General features: G+C 67.1%; 16 protein-coding genes and 1 riboswitch. Of the genes, 6 read left to right on the top strand and 10 right to left on the bottom strand.

What is annotated here, in order from left to right:
- Nucleotides 1–7: 7 nt before the first annotated feature.
- On the top strand, nt 8–754 hold the full coding sequence (locus XH81_RS25870; protein ID WP_028142447.1) for a cobalt-precorrin-6A reductase: 747 nt from the start codon (nt 8–10) through the stop codon (nt 752–754).
- On the opposite strand, the gene cobJ is transcribed toward XH81_RS25870, so the two are convergent.
- The 7 genes from cobJ to XH81_RS25835 are packed head-to-tail and all read right to left on the bottom strand — an operon-like array spanning nt 730 to nt 8,637.
- Complete coding sequence (gene cobJ / locus XH81_RS25865; protein ID WP_028142446.1) at nt 730–1,464, bottom strand: precorrin-3B C(17)-methyltransferase; 735 nt, start codon at nt 1,462–1,464, stop codon at nt 730–732. The genes XH81_RS25870 and cobJ overlap by 25 nt on opposite strands.
- Nucleotides 1,461–2,192: a precorrin-2 C(20)-methyltransferase gene (locus tag XH81_RS25860; protein ID WP_028142445.1), complete on the bottom strand. Its 732-nt coding sequence runs from the start codon at nt 2,190–2,192 to the stop codon at nt 1,461–1,463. Before XH81_RS25860 ends, cobJ begins: the two co-directional genes overlap by 4 nt.
- Nucleotides 2,193–2,194: 2 nt before the next feature.
- The gene (locus XH81_RS25855; RefSeq protein ID WP_028142444.1) at nt 2,195–2,824 is read right to left on the bottom strand and encodes a precorrin-8X methylmutase; all 630 of its coding nucleotides are present in this window, start codon (nt 2,822–2,824) and stop codon (nt 2,195–2,197) included.
- Nucleotides 2,824–3,987 (bottom strand): precorrin-3B synthase, encoded by a 1,164-nt coding sequence (gene cobG, locus XH81_RS25850; RefSeq protein ID WP_028142443.1) that lies wholly within the window; start codon nt 3,985–3,987, stop codon nt 2,824–2,826. Before cobG ends, XH81_RS25855 begins: the two co-directional genes overlap by 1 nt.
- Nucleotides 3,984–7,232: a cobaltochelatase subunit CobN gene (gene cobN, locus XH81_RS25845; protein WP_028142442.1), complete on the bottom strand. Its 3,249-nt coding sequence runs from the start codon at nt 7,230–7,232 to the stop codon at nt 3,984–3,986. The genes cobG and cobN overlap by 4 nt, the downstream gene beginning before the upstream one ends.
- Nucleotides 7,232–8,266 (bottom strand): cobalamin biosynthesis protein CobW, encoded by a 1,035-nt coding sequence (cobW, locus tag XH81_RS25840; RefSeq protein ID WP_028142441.1) that lies wholly within the window; start codon nt 8,264–8,266, stop codon nt 7,232–7,234. Before cobW ends, cobN begins: the two co-directional genes overlap by 1 nt.
- A complete protein-coding gene (locus tag XH81_RS25835; protein ID WP_028142440.1) occupies nt 8,263–8,637 on the bottom strand; it encodes a DUF1636 family protein in 375 nt (124 codons plus the stop codon). The genes cobW and XH81_RS25835 overlap by 4 nt, the downstream gene beginning before the upstream one ends.
- Before the next feature lie 94 nt (nt 8,638–8,731).
- Nucleotides 8,732–8,951: riboswitch (cobalamin riboswitch) on the bottom strand.
- Between the two features lie 40 nt (nt 8,952–8,991).
- On the opposite strand from XH81_RS25835, the gene cobO reads away from it, so the two are divergent.
- Both cobO and XH81_RS25825 read left to right on the top strand, forming a co-directional pair.
- Nucleotides 8,992–9,627 carry a cob(I)yrinic acid a,c-diamide adenosyltransferase gene (gene cobO / locus XH81_RS25830; protein ID WP_028142439.1) on the top strand — a complete coding sequence of 212 codons (636 nt, stop codon included), beginning with the start codon at nt 8,992–8,994 and terminating at the stop codon, nt 9,625–9,627.
- Nucleotides 9,628–9,632: 5 nt separating this feature from the next.
- Nucleotides 9,633–11,081, top strand: a complete 1,449-nt coding sequence (locus XH81_RS25825) for a cobyric acid synthase (protein WP_028142438.1) — start codon at nt 9,633–9,635, stop codon at nt 11,079–11,081.
- Here the strand turns inward: XH81_RS25825 and cobD are convergent.
- Together cobD and cbiB are read right to left on the bottom strand one after the other, a co-directional pair.
- Nucleotides 11,070–12,035: a threonine-phosphate decarboxylase CobD gene (gene cobD, locus XH81_RS25820; protein ID WP_028142437.1), complete on the bottom strand. Its 966-nt coding sequence runs from the start codon at nt 12,033–12,035 to the stop codon at nt 11,070–11,072. The genes XH81_RS25825 and cobD overlap by 12 nt on opposite strands.
- 11 nt (nt 12,036–12,046) lie before the next feature.
- Nucleotides 12,047–12,988, bottom strand: a complete 942-nt coding sequence (cbiB, locus tag XH81_RS25815; RefSeq protein ID WP_028142436.1) for an adenosylcobinamide-phosphate synthase CbiB — start codon at nt 12,986–12,988, stop codon at nt 12,047–12,049.
- Between the two features lie 122 nt (nt 12,989–13,110).
- Here cbiB and cobU point away from each other — a divergent pair, with 122 nt between their 5' ends.
- From cobU to bluB, 3 genes are read left to right on the top strand one after another with little or no spacing between them, the layout of a single operon-like run.
- Entirely contained in the window at nt 13,111–13,614 is a 504-nt protein-coding gene (gene cobU, locus XH81_RS25810; protein WP_028142435.1) for a bifunctional adenosylcobinamide kinase/adenosylcobinamide-phosphate guanylyltransferase, read from the top strand.
- Nucleotides 13,611–14,393: an adenosylcobinamide-GDP ribazoletransferase gene (cobS, locus tag XH81_RS25805; protein ID WP_028142434.1), complete on the top strand. Its 783-nt coding sequence runs from the start codon at nt 13,611–13,613 to the stop codon at nt 14,391–14,393. Before cobU ends, cobS begins: the two co-directional genes overlap by 4 nt.
- A 4-nt stretch (nt 14,394–14,397) precedes the next feature.
- A complete protein-coding gene (gene bluB / locus XH81_RS25800; protein WP_028142433.1) occupies nt 14,398–15,030 on the top strand; it encodes a 5,6-dimethylbenzimidazole synthase in 633 nt (210 codons plus the stop codon).
- Nucleotides 15,031–15,162: 132 nt separating this feature from the next.
- Here the strand turns inward: bluB and XH81_RS25795 are convergent, their stop codons facing one another.
- Entirely contained in the window at nt 15,163–16,851 is a 1,689-nt protein-coding gene (locus tag XH81_RS25795) for a ShlB/FhaC/HecB family hemolysin secretion/activation protein (protein WP_028142432.1), read from the bottom strand.
- Nucleotides 16,852–16,859 lie beyond the last annotated feature (8 nt).

Raw genomic sequence — 16,859 nt, 5'->3', positions numbered from 1 at the left:
ATCAGCCATGACGCGCGCCCTCATTCTGGGCGGAACTGCCGATGCGAGCCTGCTCGCCGCGGCGATCGCGCGCGCAGGCATCGAGGCCATCTATTCCTATGGCGGCCGCACCCGCGCGCCTGCGGATCAGCCGCTGCCGACCCGCATCGGCGGCTTCGGCGGCGTGAGCGGGCTTGCCGACACCATCCGCAGCGAAGGCATTACGCATGTGATCGACGCGACGCATCCTTTCGCTGCGGAGATGAGCCGCAATGCGGTCGAGGCGTGCGCGGAAACCGATACGCCGCTGATCGCGCTGGAGCGCGCGCCTTGGACCGGGATGTCCGGCGACAATTGGATTGAGGTCGCAGATGTCAACGCTGCAGTCGCCGCACTGCCGGAGGCGCCCGCAAACGTGTTCCTCGCCATCGGCCGCCAGCACATCGCGCCGTTCGCAAGCAAGCCGCAGCACACCTACACGCTCCGCTTCGTCGATCCGCCCGAAGCGCCCCTGCCCTTTGCGGCCGAAATGATCGTATCGCGTGGACCGTTCAACCTTGACGGCGAACTGGAGATGATGCGGACGCGCGGCATCGCATGGATCGTCGCCCGCAATTCCGGCGGCGACGGCGCGCGCGCCAAGATCGACGCGGCGCGCCTGCTCGGCCTTCCCGTGGTCATGATCTCGCGGCCGGAGCTGCCCGAGCGCCGACGGGTTGAGAGCGTCACTGAGGTGATGCAGTGGCTCAGTCATTCGACCCGCCTCGGTGCATAGACCCAGCGGCCGACGCGGCGCGTCTGCGAATTGCCGACGATGACCAGCGTGCGCATATCGGCCATCTCGGGCCGGGCTTCGTGCAGCGTGACAGTTTCGATCCTCTCGTCAGCTGTGCTGACCGCGCGCGCAAAAATCACGAGGCGCTCGCCGCAACCGGCGTCCTTCAGCACCGCGAGCGCGCGGCCAAATCCTTCGGGCCGACTTGCGGAGCGCGGATTGTACATCGCAATCGAAAGATCAGCTTCGGCGGCAAGCCGCAGGCGCTTCTCGATGACTGCCCACGGCTTGAGATTGTCGGAGAGATTGATGGCGCAGAAATCATGGCCGAGCGGCGCGCCCGCGCGCGCGGCAGCTGCCAGCATCGCCGTGATGCCAGGCAGCACGCGAATCGAAAGATCCCGCCATTGCGGCGCCTGTTCAAGCGCCTCGAACACTGCAGAGGCCATCGCGAAGACGCCGGGATCGCCCGAGGACACGACAACGACCTGCCCGCCTTCGGACGCAAGCCGCAGCGCTTCGCTCGCGCGCTGCAGCTCCTCGCGGTTATCCGAGGGATGCAGCTTAAGCCCGGCACGCGGCGGCACGCGCGTGACATAGGGTGCGTAACCCAGAATGTCGGTTGCGGCGGCCAGCGCGGCCGTGACCTCGGGCGTTACCAGCGCATCGCTGCCCGGCCCCAGGCCCGCGATGGTCAACGTGCCCGTCATTCTGCAGCGTCCAGTTGCCGGCCCTTGCCGTGCACCAGCACGATCGCGAAATAGGGACAGTCCGCGCCGTCAATGTCGGCGAGCCGCACCACGCGCTCGCCCGCCATGGTGCCGCACTCGACCAGCCAGGCATCATCGAGCCGGCCGGCTGAGCTGAGCGCGCGGCGCACCTTTGCGAGATTGCGCCCGGTCTTCATGACGACAACCGCATCGGAATCGCGCATGCGCCGCTCGAGCTCGTCCTCGGCCAGCGTTCCCATCAGCACGGTCGTCACGTCATCGCCGAGCGCGATCGGCTGCCCGACGCCGTTCCAGCAGCCGACCATGCCGGGAATGCCCGCAATCACCTCGATCTCGACACGGCCCTGCAGGCGTATGTGCAGATGCATGAAGGAGCCGTAGAAATAAGGGTCGCCCTCGCAGAGCACGACGACGTCGACCGCGCGCGAAAGCCGCGCCAGACGCTCCGCCCACTCGTCGTAGAAGCCCGCCAGCAGCTGCACGTACTCGGCGCTGTCGAAGGCGATCTCGGTGGTGACCGGATATTCCATGGGATATTCGGTGACATCGGCCGCCAGCATGCCCTCGACGATCCGCCGCGCCTGGCCCGGCCGGCCCTTCTTGCGGAAGTAGGCGACGTGGCTTGCGGCGCGCACGGTGCGATTGGCGCGCACGCTCATCAGATCAGGATCGCCAGGGCCGAGACCGCAGCAGATGATGCGCCCCATCGCTATTCGCTCCGGCTCGCCAAGGCGTTCACGGCGGCAACGGTAATCGCGGAACCGCCGAGGCGGCCCTCGACCGTCAGCGCCGGCGCCGGCGGATCGGCCATCAGCGCGGCCTTGGATTCGGCAGCGCCGACGAATCCGACGGGACAGCCGATGATCGCCGCGGGCCGTGGGCAGTCACGGTTCTCCAGCATGTTGAGCAGATGAAACAGCGCGGTCGGCGCATTGCCGATCGCAACGATCGCACCATCGAGATGCGGCCGCCACAGCTCCAGCGCCGCGGCCGAGCGGGTGTTGCGCATGGATTGCGCCAGCGCTGGAACGGCCTCGTCGCCGAGCGTGCAGATGACGGCATTGGCTGCCGGCAACCTCGCGCGCGTAATCCCTTCAGAGACCATGCGCGCATCGCACAGGATCGGCGCGCCTCGTTGCAGGGCGGCGCGCGCAGCGGTCGCCATGCCCTGCGTGAAGCGGATATGCGCCTCCAGGCCGACCATGCCGGCGGCATGGATCATCCGCACCACGATTTGTTCTTCGTCCGGCGTGAAGCGGGCAAGATCGGCCTCGGCGCGGATGGTCGCAAAGGACTGCCGGTAGATGGCCGCGCCGTCGGTCTCGTAAGTGTGCGGCATCAATTCCCTCCCACGAGAATGGAGGGATCGCTGACGATGTCCGCGCCGTTCAGGCCGCGCAGCACCGGCTCGTCGCGGATCGAGCCGTCACGGACGAGATCGAAGCCGGCGCGGGTCGCCACCAGCGTGACCGCGGCCGTGCCGGAATGGGCACAGCCCTTGCCGCAGCCGGAGACGTGGAGCCGCGCATCGGCGGCGATGCGCGGGGCGAGCGCTGCTGCGAGCGCACGCGTATCGGCATGGGCTTCGCGGCAGCGCGGCGCGCCGCTGCAGGCGATGACGCGCAGCGCGGGATCAAAGGGCTCGGTGATCAGGCCCGGCGCGCTCGGCATCTCGCGCTTGCCTTCGCTCAGCACCATCCGCCAGGGCGTCATGCGCAGCGCATGTCCACAACCGGCGAACTGATGCAGCATCGTATGCAGCATCTGCCCGAACGCGACGCCGACCATCGCGCCTTGCGGATAGTGCCCGGGACGCGAGGCGGCCATCACGGGCGCGGGCTCGGTCTCGCCGCGCAGCGATTGAGGCAATGCCGCGCCGGACGCGATGTGGGCCGCCATGCGCCCTCGCCCGCCTGTCGCGCCGCCGGAGACCAGGAACCAGCTTGCGAGCGCGAGCGCCGTGCTCACGGCTTCTCCGCGTGCGACGGAGCGGCCCAGCTTTGCGCCATCGGCCCGCACCAGGAGACGGCCTGTGCGATCGCGCTCGATGCGGATGTCGGCGGAATCGCCGGCGAGCACGCGCGAGGTCCCGTCATCGATGGCGAAGCCGAATTTCGTTGGAAGCGCGAGCGCATTATCCTCGAGCGCTTCTTCCAGCTCGGCGGCAAGCGATTGTGTCGCGTCGCCAGCGCGCCAGAACGGCGTGACGAGGATGTTGCGACGGGCTTCCGTGGCCGGATCGGGATCGAGCAGCGCCAATCGTGCAAGGCCGTCGATCAACGGTCGATGGCCTGCTTCACTGACGCCCCTGATCTGCAGATTGGCGCGGCTCGTCACGTCGATCAGACCATTGCCGTGTCGCCCGGCGAGCTCGGCAAGTCCGGAAATTTGCGGTGCTTCCAGCCGTCCACCGAACGGACGCACGCGCACCACGAGCCCGTCGCCCGAGAGCATCGGGCGCAGCGCGCCGGGACACCAGCCCTTGACCGTGGCCGCGCTCATGAGGCCTCCCGCAGCGCCGCGGCGATCGAATTGCGGCGCGTTTGCCAAAGCGCCGCATCGTGCAGGCGCGCAAAACAGATTTCCATCGCGGCGAGCGCGGACGGATTTTCACGCGCCATGAAAGCGCGGACGTCATCATTGCCGAGCGTTGCATCGTAGTAGAGATCGAACAGATGCGGCGGCACGGCGCCGGCGAGATGCGCGAAAGCGGCCATGTGCTCCAGTGTCGCGGTGATTTCGGCGGCGCCGCGAAAGCCGTGACGCATCATGCCGGCGATCCAGGCCGGATTCGCGGCACGCGCACGGACGACACGCGCGATTTCCTCGGTCAGGGTGCGCGCATGCGGCTGCTCGGGACGCGTCGTGTCGAGATGATAGAGCGCCGGCCCTGCCGCGCCGAGATGCGCGGCCGCGGCCGCAACGCCGGCTTCATGCGCGGCATAGTCGGCCGCGAGCAGCAAATCGGTCTCCGGCAAGTCCTGGACATGGACAAAGCCATCGGCCGCAGCGAGGCGCTGTTCGATGCCGGCGCGATTCGGCTGCATCTCGCCGTCGGCCGAGAACGCCCAGGACGATGCCGCCAGCCAGGCTTCACCGGCTGCCTCGCGGGTCTCCGGCGTGAAGGCATCGGGGATCGCGGATAGGCCCACGCCGTATTGTCCGGGACGCGGCGCGAACACGCGGGAGGCGCGGTGGCGGTACGGATTCTCGTCGCCCTCGTCCTCGCGCGCCGCAAGCGCTTCGGAGGCGGCCTCGAACAATTGCGCAAGGCCTGAGAAGACGTCGCGGAACAGGCCGGACACGCGCAGCGTGACGTCGATGCGGGGGCGGCCGAGCTCGGCCGGCGCGACGATGTCGTAGCCGGTGACGCGGCCGGAGGCGTGATCCCAGCGCGGCGCAAGGCCGGCCAGATGCAGCGCCATCGCGAACTCTTCGCCCGCGGTGCGCATCGTTGCCGAACCCCAGAGATCGACGACGAGCCCCTTCGGCCAGTCGCCGTGATCCTGCAGATGGCGGCGCAGCAGCTCTTCGGCGAGTTTTATCCCCTGCGCATGTGCCGACGGCGTCGGCACGGCGCGCGGATCGACCGCAAAGAGATTGCGCCCGGTCGGCAGCACGTCTTGACGGCCGCGATAGGGCGAGCCCGACGGTCCCGGCGCAACGCGCTGGCCGGCAAGCGCGGCGCGCAGCGCTCCGCGCTCCGCCTCGCCGCAGGCGCCGCGGCCGAATACGTGCAGGCCGTCCCCGAATTGGCTTTCCTTGAGATCGCAGACGAAGCGATCAATCCGCGGAATGGCTTCGGCGGGCGCGGCCGAGGCATCCAAACCGAGATCGTCTTCGAGGCCTGCCACGCGCGCCTCGTCGCGGATCGCGGCAATCAGCCGTTGGCGGCGCGCGGGATCGAGACCATCAGCGGTCGAATATTCGTCGAGAAGTCGTTCGAGCCGGCGCAGGGCCTCGGGCACCGAGGATGTTTCCAGCGGCGGCGGCAAATGGCCGATGGTGACGGCGCCAATGCGCCGTTTCGCCTGCGCGGCCTCGCCGGGATCGTTGACGATGAAGGGATAGATGATCGGGAGATCGCCGATCAGGGCTTCCGGCCAGCAGTGCGATGACAGCGCCACGGATTTTCCGGGTAGCCATTCCAGCGTGCCATGTGCGCCCATATGCACGACGGCATCGCAGGCCTGCTGCCGGAGCCAGAGATAGAACGCGACATAGGCGTGGCGCGGCGTGCGGGCGAGATCGTGATAATCGATATCGCGCGTGGTCGCATCGCCGCGTTCCGGCTGAACCGCGACGATCGACTTGCCGCAAGCGATGGCCGCGAATTGAAACGCGCCGTCCTGGCAGCTCGGATCATCCTCCGGCGCGCCCCAGGCTTGCGCGAGATCATCCTGCAAGACTTGCGGCAGGCGCGAAAGCGCCGCGCGGTAATCGGCAACGTCCCAGGTCAGTTGCCGCTTGAGCAGCGTCTCGCCAAGGGTGTGGACCGGCGCAACATCGAAGCCGGCCTCCGCGAGATCCGACACCAGTGCCTCGACCGAAGCCAGCGCATCGAGACCGACCGCATGCGCGATCTGATGCGGCCGGCCCGGATAATTCGAGAGCACGATCGCAATGCGCTTCTCGGCAGCTGGCTTCTCCGCGAGGCCCCGCCAAGCCGCGACGCGCGCGGCGACGGCCGTCACGCGCCCTTCATCGGCGCCGTGCGCAAGACGCGAAAATTGCAGATCGGGGTCACGCATCCCCGCCGATTTGAAGCTCACCACGCCCGCGAACAGGCGGCCATCGACCTCGGGCAGCACCACATGCATCGCGAGATCGCCGGGCGACAGGCCGCGCAGCGAGTCCACCCAGTCCTCGCGCCGCGCGGTGGAGAGCGCGACCTGAAACACCGGACAGGATGCGGCGTCGAATGGTGTCGTGCCGTCGTCGCCCATGGCCGAGAACGCCGTCGCATTGACGATCGCCGCCGGAGGATTTTGCGCAAGATACGCGCGCAGCCAATCCGCAACGCCCGCAGCCTTCAGCGACGTGACGAACGCGCCACAAGTGTCAAATCCCTTCTGACGCAACGTCGCGATCAGGGCATCGACCGGGCCGGTGTCGGCAGCGGTGAGATAGGAGCGATAGAACGTCACCAGCGCGCGCGGCCTGCCCTCGCCGCCCACCGGCGCAGCAATGACACCACGCGCGGGATCGTAGAACCCCATCTCGGGCACGGTCGTCTCGCCGATAACTGGCCCGGCATAGAGGCCCGAGGCCAGCGCGAGCTGTGCAATCGCGGCCTGCGCCGCGACCGGGCCGCCGGTGTCGCAGAGCACCTTGAGCCGGCGCAGCGTCGAGACCGGCAAGGTCGAGTATGCATCGAGCCGCGTGTCGTCACGGCCATCGGCCGGCAGCACGGCCAGCACAATGCCACGGTCCTTCGCGAGCTGTTGCAGGGCCGCAAGCCCATACGGCCAGTAGGACTCCCCGCCGATCAGCCGCACCAGAATGCCGCGCGCCTGCGACAGCGTGCGCTCGATATAGGTGTCGACCGACAGCGGATGACGCAGCTCAGCAAGGTTCGCGAGCCGCAGCGTCGGCAGGTTCTCGCGACCACGCCGCCAGCCGGCTGCGAACGCCGCGAGATCCGAATCCGAATACGAGAGCACCACGAGATCGGCCGGGTCCTGGCCGATATCCCTTGGCATCGCGGTCTCCTCCAGACCGCGGCTCTCGCGGAAGACGACGTGCATCAGATACCTAGTCCTGCCTTGATGGCGGCCTCGTCGATATCGCCGTGCTCGCCGATCACGACGAGCTTCGACCGCCTGTGACCGGCGCCCCACGGCTTGTCGAACTGGTGGCGCACGCGCTCGCCGACGGCCTGCAGCAGCAGCCGCATCGGCTTGCCCGCGACCGCGATGTAACCCTTGGCCCGCAGCACGTTCTGCTCGCGTGCCAGCTTCTGGACGGATGCGACCAGCGCATCGACGTCGGCGACTTCAGGAAGGTCGACCACGACGGAGGCGAAGTCATCGTGCTCGTGCTCCTCCTCGCCGTCATGATGCGAGGGGCGCGCAGCGAGATCGTTCTCGGCGGCGGCGCCGAGACCGAGGATGACGCGCGCATCGATCGCGCCGTCGGTCACGGGGAGCATCGGCACGCGGCGCGGCATCTCGGCAATAATCGCCGCCTTGGCCGCTTCAAGCCCCGCCGCGCCCGCAAGATCGGCCTTGGTCAGCAGCACGATATCGGCGCAGGCGATCTGATCCTCGAACACCTCCGACAGCGGCGTCTCGTGATCGAGATTTTGGTCTGCCGCCCGCTGCGCTTCGACGGCATCAGGATCCGGTGCAAAGCGGCCGGCGGCGACAGCCTCGGCATCCGCGAGCGCGATCACGCCGTCGACGGTGATGCGCGAGCGGATCTCCGGCCAGTCGAATGCCTTCAGCAGCGGCTTCGGCAGCGCCAGGCCCGAGGTCTCGATCAGGATGTGATCGGGGCGCACGGGCCGCGCCAGCAGTTTCTCCATGGTCGGAATGAAATCGTCCGCGACCGTGCAGCAGATGCAGCCATTGGCGAGCTCGATGATGTTCTCCTCCGGGCAATTGGCATCGGCGCAGGATTTCAATATCTCGCCGTCGACGCCCTCACTGCCGAACTCGTTCACGAGCACCGCGAGCTTCTTGCCGCCGGCATTGCTGAGCAGATGCTGGATCAGCGTCGTCTTGCCGGAGCCGAGAAAACCGGTGACCACCGTCACAGGGACTTTTGCGAGCGAGTTCATTCGGCGGCCTCCGGCACGACGGCAATGGGGGGAATGCGGGCAAGCGATTGCTTGCGGAATATTTCCGGCCGGCTGCGCCAGGGCACGAGACCATCCGGCGCCGCCGCATAAGCCGCGGCGCCCGCGACCACATCCCGCGCATTCGCATCCGACAGGCGGCCATAGACATACGACCAGCGGCCGGGCGCGCTGAGCGCGACCGAGCAGCCCTGATTGCAGGCCGACAGGCATTCGACGGGAACCACATTGACGCCCTCGGGCACGCCGGCGTCGAGGATCGCCCCATGCAGGCGCTTGCCGGGCGTCGCCTCGCCCTCGCCAGGCGTCTCGCCGGCACGGCAGGTGATGCAGACGTGAAGTGTGACGGTCATCGCCTCTTCCAGATAACAGCGGGAGGCGATGAGGCACACGGACCATTCTTCAGAAGGCCCGTTTCCCCGTCGCGGAACACCCCGTCCGCCGGTCCAAAACTCGTCCGCGCTGGCAGGTCTCCCGGCTTGCGGAGCAGGGTTTTGCCCTTCGATCCCCGCCTTCCCGATTCCCGCGGGAATCAGTGGCTTCGGGCATCTCTCCGGTCACGGTCGCGGGGGCGGCTGCATTTTGGACCCAAATCTTGCCGATTCGGACCCTATCGCATTCCCTCTTCGCCTGTCATAGGACAGGAACCAACGCCGGGCCACCATTTGCCGGTGGCCGCCACTTGTCAAGCCGAAGGACCGGGACCGATGACGCCTGAACCGGATACAAAAACGGCCGAGGAAACCGACGCCCGCCACGCCACGAAAATGGCGAAGAAGAAGGCCGCCCGCGACAAGATCATGGCGACCAAGAGCGGCGAAAAGGGCCTCATCATCGTCCACACCGGCGCCGGCAAGGGCAAGTCCTCCTCGGCCTTCGGCATGATCGTCCGCTGCGTCGCCCATGGCTTCCCCTGTGCGGTCGTGCAGTTCATCAAGGGCGCCTGGGATACCGGCGAGCGACGCCTGCTCACCGGCCATTTCGGCGACCTCTGCCAGTTCCACGCCATGGGCGAAGGTTTTACCTGGGAGACGCAGGACCGCGCCCGCGACATCGCCGCCGCGCGCGCCGGCTGGGAGAAGGCCAAGGAGCTGATCCTCGATGAGAGCTTGCGCATGGTCGTGCTCGACGAGATCAACATCGCGCTGCGCTACGACTATCTCGACATCGCCGAGGTCGTCGAGTTTCTGACCACCTCGAAGCCGCCGATGACGCATGTCGTCCTCACCGGGCGCAACGCCAAGGACGAGCTGATCGAGATCGCCGATCTCGTCACCGAGATGACGCTGGTCAAGCATCCCTTCCGCTCCGGCATCAAGGCGCAGGCCGGCGTCGAGTTCTGAGTTCGATGGCGCGCGCATTGATGATCCAGGGGGCCGGCTCGGACGTGGGCAAGTCGCTCATCGTCGCAGGCCTTGCGCGTGCCTTCACGCGGCGCGGCCTGCGCGTGCTGCCGTTCAAGCCGCAGAACATGTCGAACAACGCCGCCGTCACCATCGATGGCGGCGAGATCGGCCGCGCCCAGGCGCTGCAGGCGCTGGCAGCAGGCGTCGAACCGCACACCGACATGAACCCCGTGCTGCTCAAGCCCGAGACCGATGTCGGCGCGCAGGTGATCGTCCACGGAAAGCGCATCGCGACTGCGCGCGCGCGTGACTACGCCGCGATGAAGCCCTCGCTGATGGGCGCGGTGCTGGAGAGCTTTGAGCGGCTGAAGGCACGCGCCGATCTAGTGCTGGTGGAAGGCGCCGGCAGTCCGGCCGAGGTGAATTTGCGTAAGGCCGACATCGCCAATATGGGTTTTGCGCGCAAGGCCGACGTGCCGGTCGTGCTGATCGGCGACATCGACCGCGGCGGCGTCATCGCCCAGCTCGTCGGCATCAAGACGGTGATCGACCCCGACGATGCCGCGATAATCCGGGGTTTTGTCATCAACAAGTTCCGCGGCGATCCCACCCTGTTCGACGACGGCTACAGGCTGATCGAGCAAAAGACCGCGTGGCGCGGCCTTGGCGTGCTGCCCTGGTTCGCCCGCGCCGGCGAGCTGCCGGCCGAGGATGCGCTGGGCCTCAGCGATGCGCGCAAGCCGGGCCAATGCAAGATCGCCTGCCTCGCGCTGTCGCGGATCGCCAATTTCGACGATCTCGATCCACTCAAGCTCGAGCCGGGCGTCGATCTCGTGATGGTACGCCCCGGCGAAGCCATCCCCGGCGATGTCCGCCTCGTCATCATCCCCGGCTCAAAGTCCACCCGCGGCGATCTCGCCTTCCTGCGCGCGCAAGGCTGGGACATCGATCTGCTCGCGCATCACCGCAGGGGTGGCTATGTGCTCGGCCTCTGCGGCGGCTATCAGATGCTGGGACGCAGCGTCGCGGACCCACAGGGAATTGAAGGTCCCGCGGGCGACACGGCGGGGCTCGGGCTGCTGGATGTGGACACGGTGATGAGTCCGCAGAAGACGCTGACGCGGGTTACGGCTGTGCATGCCGCTACGGATCAGCCGATCGAGGCGTACGAAATTCACATCGGCCGTACCGATGGGCCCGATCGTGCGCGCCCGTTTGCGACACTGAACGGCGAGACCGAAGGCGCGATCTCGCGCGATGGCCGCGTGCAGGGCAGCTACCTGCACGGCCTGTTCACGTCGGATGATTTCCGCAAGGCGTACCTCGCAAAGCTCGACATTCCCGCTGGCAACGAGCCCTACCACGCCCGGGTCGAGAGTGCGCTCGATGCGCTCGCCGACCACATCGAAAAGCATCTCGACGTCGAAGGTCTGCTTGCGCTAGCGCGCTAGCACCTCGGCAAGGCGCATCCATTCGGCTTCGCTGCCGGGAAGCCCGAGCCGAAGCCATGTCGGCTTTTGCGCGAAGACGCGCGACCAGATCTGGCTTTGTGCCAGTCTGTCTTGCGCGGCGAGCGCGTCGGGTGTCTCGTAGAGACGGAACAGCGGCGTCCCCCCAAGCAGCATCCAGCCTTGCGCTTGCGCTATGGCATCGAGGCGAACACAGTCCCGGGCAAGTCGCGCTGACGTGGTCTCAGCCCAGGCGTCGTCGCGCAGCGCGCGACAGCCGATCGCGATCGCCGCTCCCGAAACCGGCCATGGACCCGACATCGACGCAAGCTTGCCAATGTCGGCGGCATTGCCGATCGCGAAGCCGAGCCGCAGGCCGGCAAGGCCATAGAACTTTCCGAACGAGCGCAGGATCAGCAGTCCCGGTCGATCGGCTTCCGATGCAAGCGACAGCTGCGAAACGGCGTCGACGAAGCTCTCGTCGATGACGAGGCGGCCGACGCGCGGCAGCAGTGCGAGCAGATCCTTTGGTGCACGATGCTGTCCGCCGGGGTTGTTGGGATTGACGATCACGGCAAGATCCGCCCCCGCCAGCGCGTCGAGTTCCCTGACCTCCTGGACATCCCAGCCTGCGGCCGACAGAACCCCTGCGTATTCATTGTAGGTCGGTCCGAGGATGCGGGCGCGGCCGGTTCGTAACAGCTGCGGCAGCAATTGAATGGCAGCCTGCGCGCCGCCCATCGCAACGATCGGTGCGCTGGTGCGATAGGCATGCTGCGCCGCCTGATGCAGGGCGTTGATGTCGGATTGCGAGGGCAGCGCATTCCAATAGTGCGCATCGATCTCGCCGACGGGATAAGGCAGCCGGTTGATCCCTGTCGACAGATCGATCCAGTCTTCCGCGCGTCCGCCGAAACGCTGCTGTGCCAGATCCAGATTTCCACCGTGCTCGCGCATGTCCCGTTCTTTCATGCGAAAGCCAGGATCGCAAGGGTGCCAGCGAGCAGCACCATGGCGCGGCGGTAGACCGTCAGTGCCTCGGCGATATCAGCGGCGCGCGGATCGCGCGCGCCCTCGTTGAGCCAAGGCTCGTCGGTCGCGCTGCCGTGATAGATGCGGGGGCCGCTGAGCCGGACGCCAAGCGCCCCCGCCATGGCCGCCTCCGGCCAGCCGGCATTGGGCGAGCGGTGACGGCGTGCGTCGCGCGTCATGCACGACAACGCCTCCGATCGCCGCGGCGCTAGCAGCACGAACACGAATCCAGTCAGCCGCGCCGGAATGAAATTGGCGACATCGTCGATGCGGGCCGCCGCCCAGCCGAAGGCCTCGTGCCGCTCGTTGCGATGGCCGATCATGGAGTCCAGCGTGTTGATCGCCTTGTAGCCGAGGATGCCCGGCAGGCCGAACAACGCGCCCCAGAACACCGGCGCCACGATGCCGTCGGAGGCATTTTCCGCAAGGCTCTCGATCGCCGCGCGCGCGATGCCGGCTTCATCGAGCGCTGCGGGATCGCGGCCGACGATCCGCGAAACCGCGTCGCGCGCGGCGGCGATATCGCCAGCCAGCAATGGATTTGCGACGGCGGCCACGTGATCATGCAGCGAGCGCAGCGCAACCAGCGGCCAGGCCAGGATACCGACCAGCACGATTTGGATCCAACTCGAGGAAAGCAAGGCCTGAAGCGCGCAGCCGATCGCAACGGAAAATGCGATCACCAGGAGCGATCCGGCGACACCAGCAGCGCGGCGGAGCGCCGGCGGATCTGACCCGCGATTCCAGCCGCGATCAATTGCACCGATCAGCCGACCCAGCCAGGTCACGGGATGACCGATCCGCGCGAACAGCCAAGACGGCCAGCCCAGGAGGGCATCCACCGCCATCGCCACCACCATCGCGCCCGCAAAGCCCACACACGCCTCCTGTCCCGCCCCTGTTGCGCAAAGCGAAGGCAGAGTGCAAGCCCCCCGCCCGGCTGATTTCGGCTTTGTCTTTGGCCGCGTTTGGTGATTAGTCAGGCTTACAGGAGACCTTTATGGCCGTCATCTTGATCACGGGCGGAGCGCGATCGGGCAAGAGCAAGCGTGCGGAAATGCGCACGCGCGCCTTCCCCGGGCAGCCCGTCTATGTCGCGACGGCTGAGGCGCTTGACAGCGACATGGAAGCGCGGATCGCCAAGCACCGCGCGCGCCGCGGAACCGACTGGATCGAGCGCGAGGTGCCGCTCGATCTCGTCCCCGCGCTGATCGCGACCGACGGTGGCGGCGCAACGCTCGTGGACTGCCTGACGCTGTGGCTCTCCAACCTGATGCATGCCGAGCGCGACTGGGAGCGCGAAGTCGGAGAACTCGCCGCCGCCCTGCCCCGCCTGAAAAGCCCCGTCGTCTTCGTGACCAACGAAGTCGGTCTCGGCATCGTCCCCGACAACGCGCTGGCGCGCAGCTATCGCGACGCCGCCGGCATCATGAACCAGATCATCGCCGAAGCCGCCGACGAGGTCGAGTTCGTCGTCGCCGGTTTGCCCATGAAATTGAAATGATGCCGCGCTCCGAACTCTTCAAGGACATGGTCGCCGATCTCAGGATGGCGGCGTCGTTCGTCACGATCCTTCCCGTGGCATCGTCCAAGCCCGCGGCCGATGGCGCCGTCGCGCGTGCGACATGGGCGCTACCCGTGGCCGGACTGCTGGTCGGCCTTGCCGGCGCTTTCGTCTACAAGGTCGCCATCCGCTTCGGATTGACGCCGAACATTGCCGCCCTGCTCGCGCTGGCCACGACCGCCCTCATCACCGGCGCGCTGCACGAAGACGGTCTTGCCGATACGGCCGATGGGCTCGGCGGCGGCCGCACGCGCGAGCGCAAGCTCGAGATCATGCGCGACAGCCGGATCGGGACCTACGGCGTCTGCGCGCTGATCCTGTCGTTCGGCCTGCGCTGGAGCGCACTCGCGGCGATCGCCGATCCCTTGCTGGTGGCATTTGCGCTTTGCGCCGCGCACGCCGCCGCCCGCGCGGGCGTGCCGGCCTTCATGTCACTGGTACCGCCAGCGCGGCCTGACGGGCTGTCGGCGAGCGCGGGATCGCCGCCGGGCCGCAGCGTCGCCATCGCCTTCGCTCTTGGAACGCTCGCGCTCGCTCTCGCGTTGGGGCCGGGCAAGGCGCTGGTCGGCCTGATCCTGCTGTCGCTCGCCGGCCTGTTGCTGGCGCGGCTTGCCGTGCGCCAGATCGGCGGGCAGACCGGCGACATCCTCGGTGCGTTCGAGCAGATCGGCGAGATTCTCATTCTGCTGGTCGCGGCATCCTTCCGGATGGGAGGCTGATCTCATGGTCGAGTTCGACGACACCTTCCGTCAGCACTTGCGCGAGCTGTTCGTGTGGCGCCGCGATGTCCGCCGCTTTCGAGCTGACCCGCTGCCGGCCGGCGCCATCGATCGCCTGATCGAGACCGCCTGCCTGTCGCCCTCGGTCGGCCTCAGCCAGCCCTGGCGCTTCGTCACCGTCGATGATGCTGCACGACGTCGCGCCATCATCGATGATTTCACGGCGTGCAACGCCGACGCACTGAATTGCTATTCCGGCGAACGCGCAGCCCGCTACGCCACGCTGAAACTGTCGGGCCTTGAGCAGGCCCCCGGTCACCTCGCCGTGTTCGCCGACAAGGCCAGCGACATCGGCCACGGCCTCGGCCGTGCGACCATGCCGGAGACGACCGAGTATTCCGTGGTCGCCGCCGTCACCGCGATGTGGCTCGCCGCGCGCGCCGAGAGCATCGGCATCGGCTGGGTCTCGATCCTCAACCCGGATCGCATCCACGTCGTCCTCGACGTGCCCGATACCTGGAAGTTCATCGCCTATCTCTGCATCGGCTATCCGGAAGCCGAATGCGACCAGCCCGAGCTGGAGCAGGCGAAATGGGAGCACCGGCGCGGCGCGGACGAGTTTACGTTGCGGCGTTAAGCGGATCGCGCCCCAACTCGCCCGTCAGATACCAGCAGTCGATCCATCCTCTGTCATTGCGAGCGAAGCGAAGCAATCCAGGATCGCAAGGGCTCCTGGCAATGACGGCGGAGAGAGCGGCACAACCTTCCGTTACGACCTGCTCCTGCCGGCCACTGCCGCCACAGGCGCGGGTGGCTCCGGCTTCTGGAACATCAGCAGCGGGCGGAAGATGACGCGGCCATAGGCCTCGTAATGGTTCTGGGTCGAGACCGCCATCTTCAGTGGCGTCGCGTAATTTGCCTCGAAGGTCATGAACTGCGCATAGGTCCAGGAGAAACCGACGCCGACCGAGGCCATTTCGGTGACGCCGGGGAAGGTCGAATACACCGCACCCCAGTCGGTGAAGATGTAGGTGTCGAAACCCCTGAGCCATTGCGACCAGTTGTAGTGCAGCTCGGCGTTGAGATAATAGCCGCTGTCGCCGGAGGCCGCATTGGAGGGATAACCGCGTACGGTGGTGGGGCCGCCGATCGAGAAGATCTGATCGCCCGGCAGCAGCTTCTCCTGCGTGTACTGCCAGCTCGCCAGCACATTGGCGCTGAAGTTCTGGGGCCCTGCGGCGCTCGTCGCGATCAGCGAGCCGGTGTAGGTGTTGAACGCGCGGTTGTTGCCGAGCACATAGTCATGCCACGCGACGTAGTTCACTGCCGGCGAGACCGTGATCGAATAGGTGTTGCCGGACTTGGTCACCGAGATTCCAGCCGTGGTCTTGTCGTAGTGGTCGTCGGTGACGGCGACCGTGGCAAAGCGGCTGACGGTCTTGCCCTCGGTCAAGGCCGCGTTGAGCAGCACCAGCCAGTCCTGCGTCACCCAGACCGGCTGGCTGAAATTGACAGCGGCCTGGCTCGAGCGACCGGTGACGTCGAGCGCGACGAACGGCCCCTGGACGATCTTGATCTTGCCTTCGGTATAGCTGACGCCGGCGCGGCCGCCCCAGGGATTGACCGGGATGCTGTAGGCGACATTGCCGTTGAGATTGCCGTCGGAGCGGACGCCGTAGAAGGTCAGGCGGTCGTCGACGCCGAACAATCCGTGGCGCTTGTAGAAGGCACCGCCCTCCCAACGCCCGGTGTTTTCGGAACCCTGATTGTCGGTGAAGAGCTGCAAGGTGTCGACCGGCGGCTCGATCACCGCGAACTGGAGGTCGGTGAGGCCGAAGCTCGTGCCGGGCTGCAGCAGCGCCTTGATCTGCACGTCGTTGGTCCGGTTGAACCAGATCACGTCGCGGTTGAGTTTTGGAACGTCGAGGACCTCGCCTTCGGGCTCCTTCACGCGATCGAGGATGTAATCGGTGCGAGTCTGCTTGTTGCCCTCGACGGTCGTCTTCTGCAGCCGTCCCTCGGTCAGCTTGACGCGGACGACGCCGCCCTTGGCATCCTGCTCGGGCAGGGTCGCGATGCCCGTGACGATGCCGCGCGCGGCATAGACCGCATTGATGTCGGCAACGAGCTGCAACAGCGAGGCGATGTCGACGTCCTTGCCGACATATCTCTTCGCGATCTCATCCAGCTCCGCCGGCGTGATGAACTTGGACTCGTCGAACGTGACCTTGCGCAGGCGAAATTTCGGCCCGCCTGGCTTCAGGAGCTGGGACTTTTCCCGCTCGCCGCCGATCACCGCCGGCCCGGTGAGCTTGGGCGGCGCGCTCTGCTGCTCGAGCTGCCGCCGCTGCCGGTCGACGTCGTTCTGGATCACGCCGGGATTGATCGACTGGGCGCGCGCAGAGGCGATGCAGCAAGCTGCAAGCCCGATCGCCAACGACGCCCCCAGAATCCGCATCCCGAATC

It is taken from the genome of Bradyrhizobium sp. CCBAU 25360, assembly GCF_028128695.1.
Taxonomy (GTDB): Bacteria; Pseudomonadota; Alphaproteobacteria; order Rhizobiales; family Xanthobacteraceae; genus Bradyrhizobium; species Bradyrhizobium ottawaense.
Note: the sequence above shows the minus strand (reverse complement) of the source record. Positions and strands in the feature narration are given on the sequence as shown.

What these genes read in the sequence shown, in the direction of transcription:
- XH81_RS25870 (WP_028142447.1), top strand. Translation starts at nt 8, where the DNA reads ATGACGCGCGCCCTCATTCTGGGCGGAACTGCCGATGCGAGCCTGCTC.
- cobJ (WP_028142446.1), bottom strand. Translation starts at nt 1,464, where the DNA reads ATGACGGGCACGTTGACCATCGCGGGCCTGGGGCCGGGCAGCGATGCG.
- XH81_RS25860 (WP_028142445.1), bottom strand. Translation starts at nt 2,192, where the DNA reads ATGGGGCGCATCATCTGCTGCGGTCTCGGCCCTGGCGATCCTGATCTG.
- XH81_RS25855 (WP_028142444.1), bottom strand. Translation starts at nt 2,824, where the DNA reads ATGCCGCACACTTACGAGACCGACGGCGCGGCCATCTACCGGCAGTCC.
- cobG (WP_028142443.1), bottom strand. Translation starts at nt 3,987, where the DNA reads ATGAGCGCGGCCACGGTCAAGGGCTGGTGTCCCGGCGCGCTGCGCCCG.
- cobN (WP_028142442.1), bottom strand. Translation starts at nt 7,232, where the DNA reads ATGCACGTCGTCTTCCGCGAGAGCCGCGGTCTGGAGGAGACCGCGATG.
- cobW (WP_028142441.1), bottom strand. Translation starts at nt 8,266, where the DNA reads ATGAACTCGCTCGCAAAAGTCCCTGTGACGGTGGTCACCGGTTTTCTC.
- XH81_RS25835 (WP_028142440.1), bottom strand. Translation starts at nt 8,637, where the DNA reads ATGACCGTCACACTTCACGTCTGCATCACCTGCCGTGCCGGCGAGACG.
- cobO (WP_028142439.1), top strand. Translation starts at nt 8,992, where the DNA reads ATGACGCCTGAACCGGATACAAAAACGGCCGAGGAAACCGACGCCCGC.
- XH81_RS25825 (WP_028142438.1), top strand. Translation starts at nt 9,633, where the DNA reads ATGGCGCGCGCATTGATGATCCAGGGGGCCGGCTCGGACGTGGGCAAG.
- cobD (WP_028142437.1), bottom strand. Translation starts at nt 12,035, where the DNA reads ATGCGCGAGCACGGTGGAAATCTGGATCTGGCACAGCAGCGTTTCGGC.
- cobU (WP_028142435.1), top strand. Translation starts at nt 13,111, where the DNA reads ATGGCCGTCATCTTGATCACGGGCGGAGCGCGATCGGGCAAGAGCAAG.
- cobS (WP_028142434.1), top strand. Translation starts at nt 13,611, where the DNA reads ATGATGCCGCGCTCCGAACTCTTCAAGGACATGGTCGCCGATCTCAGG.
- bluB (WP_028142433.1), top strand. Translation starts at nt 14,398, where the DNA reads ATGGTCGAGTTCGACGACACCTTCCGTCAGCACTTGCGCGAGCTGTTC.
- XH81_RS25795 (WP_028142432.1), bottom strand. Translation starts at nt 16,851, where the DNA reads ATGCGGATTCTGGGGGCGTCGTTGGCGATCGGGCTTGCAGCTTGCTGC.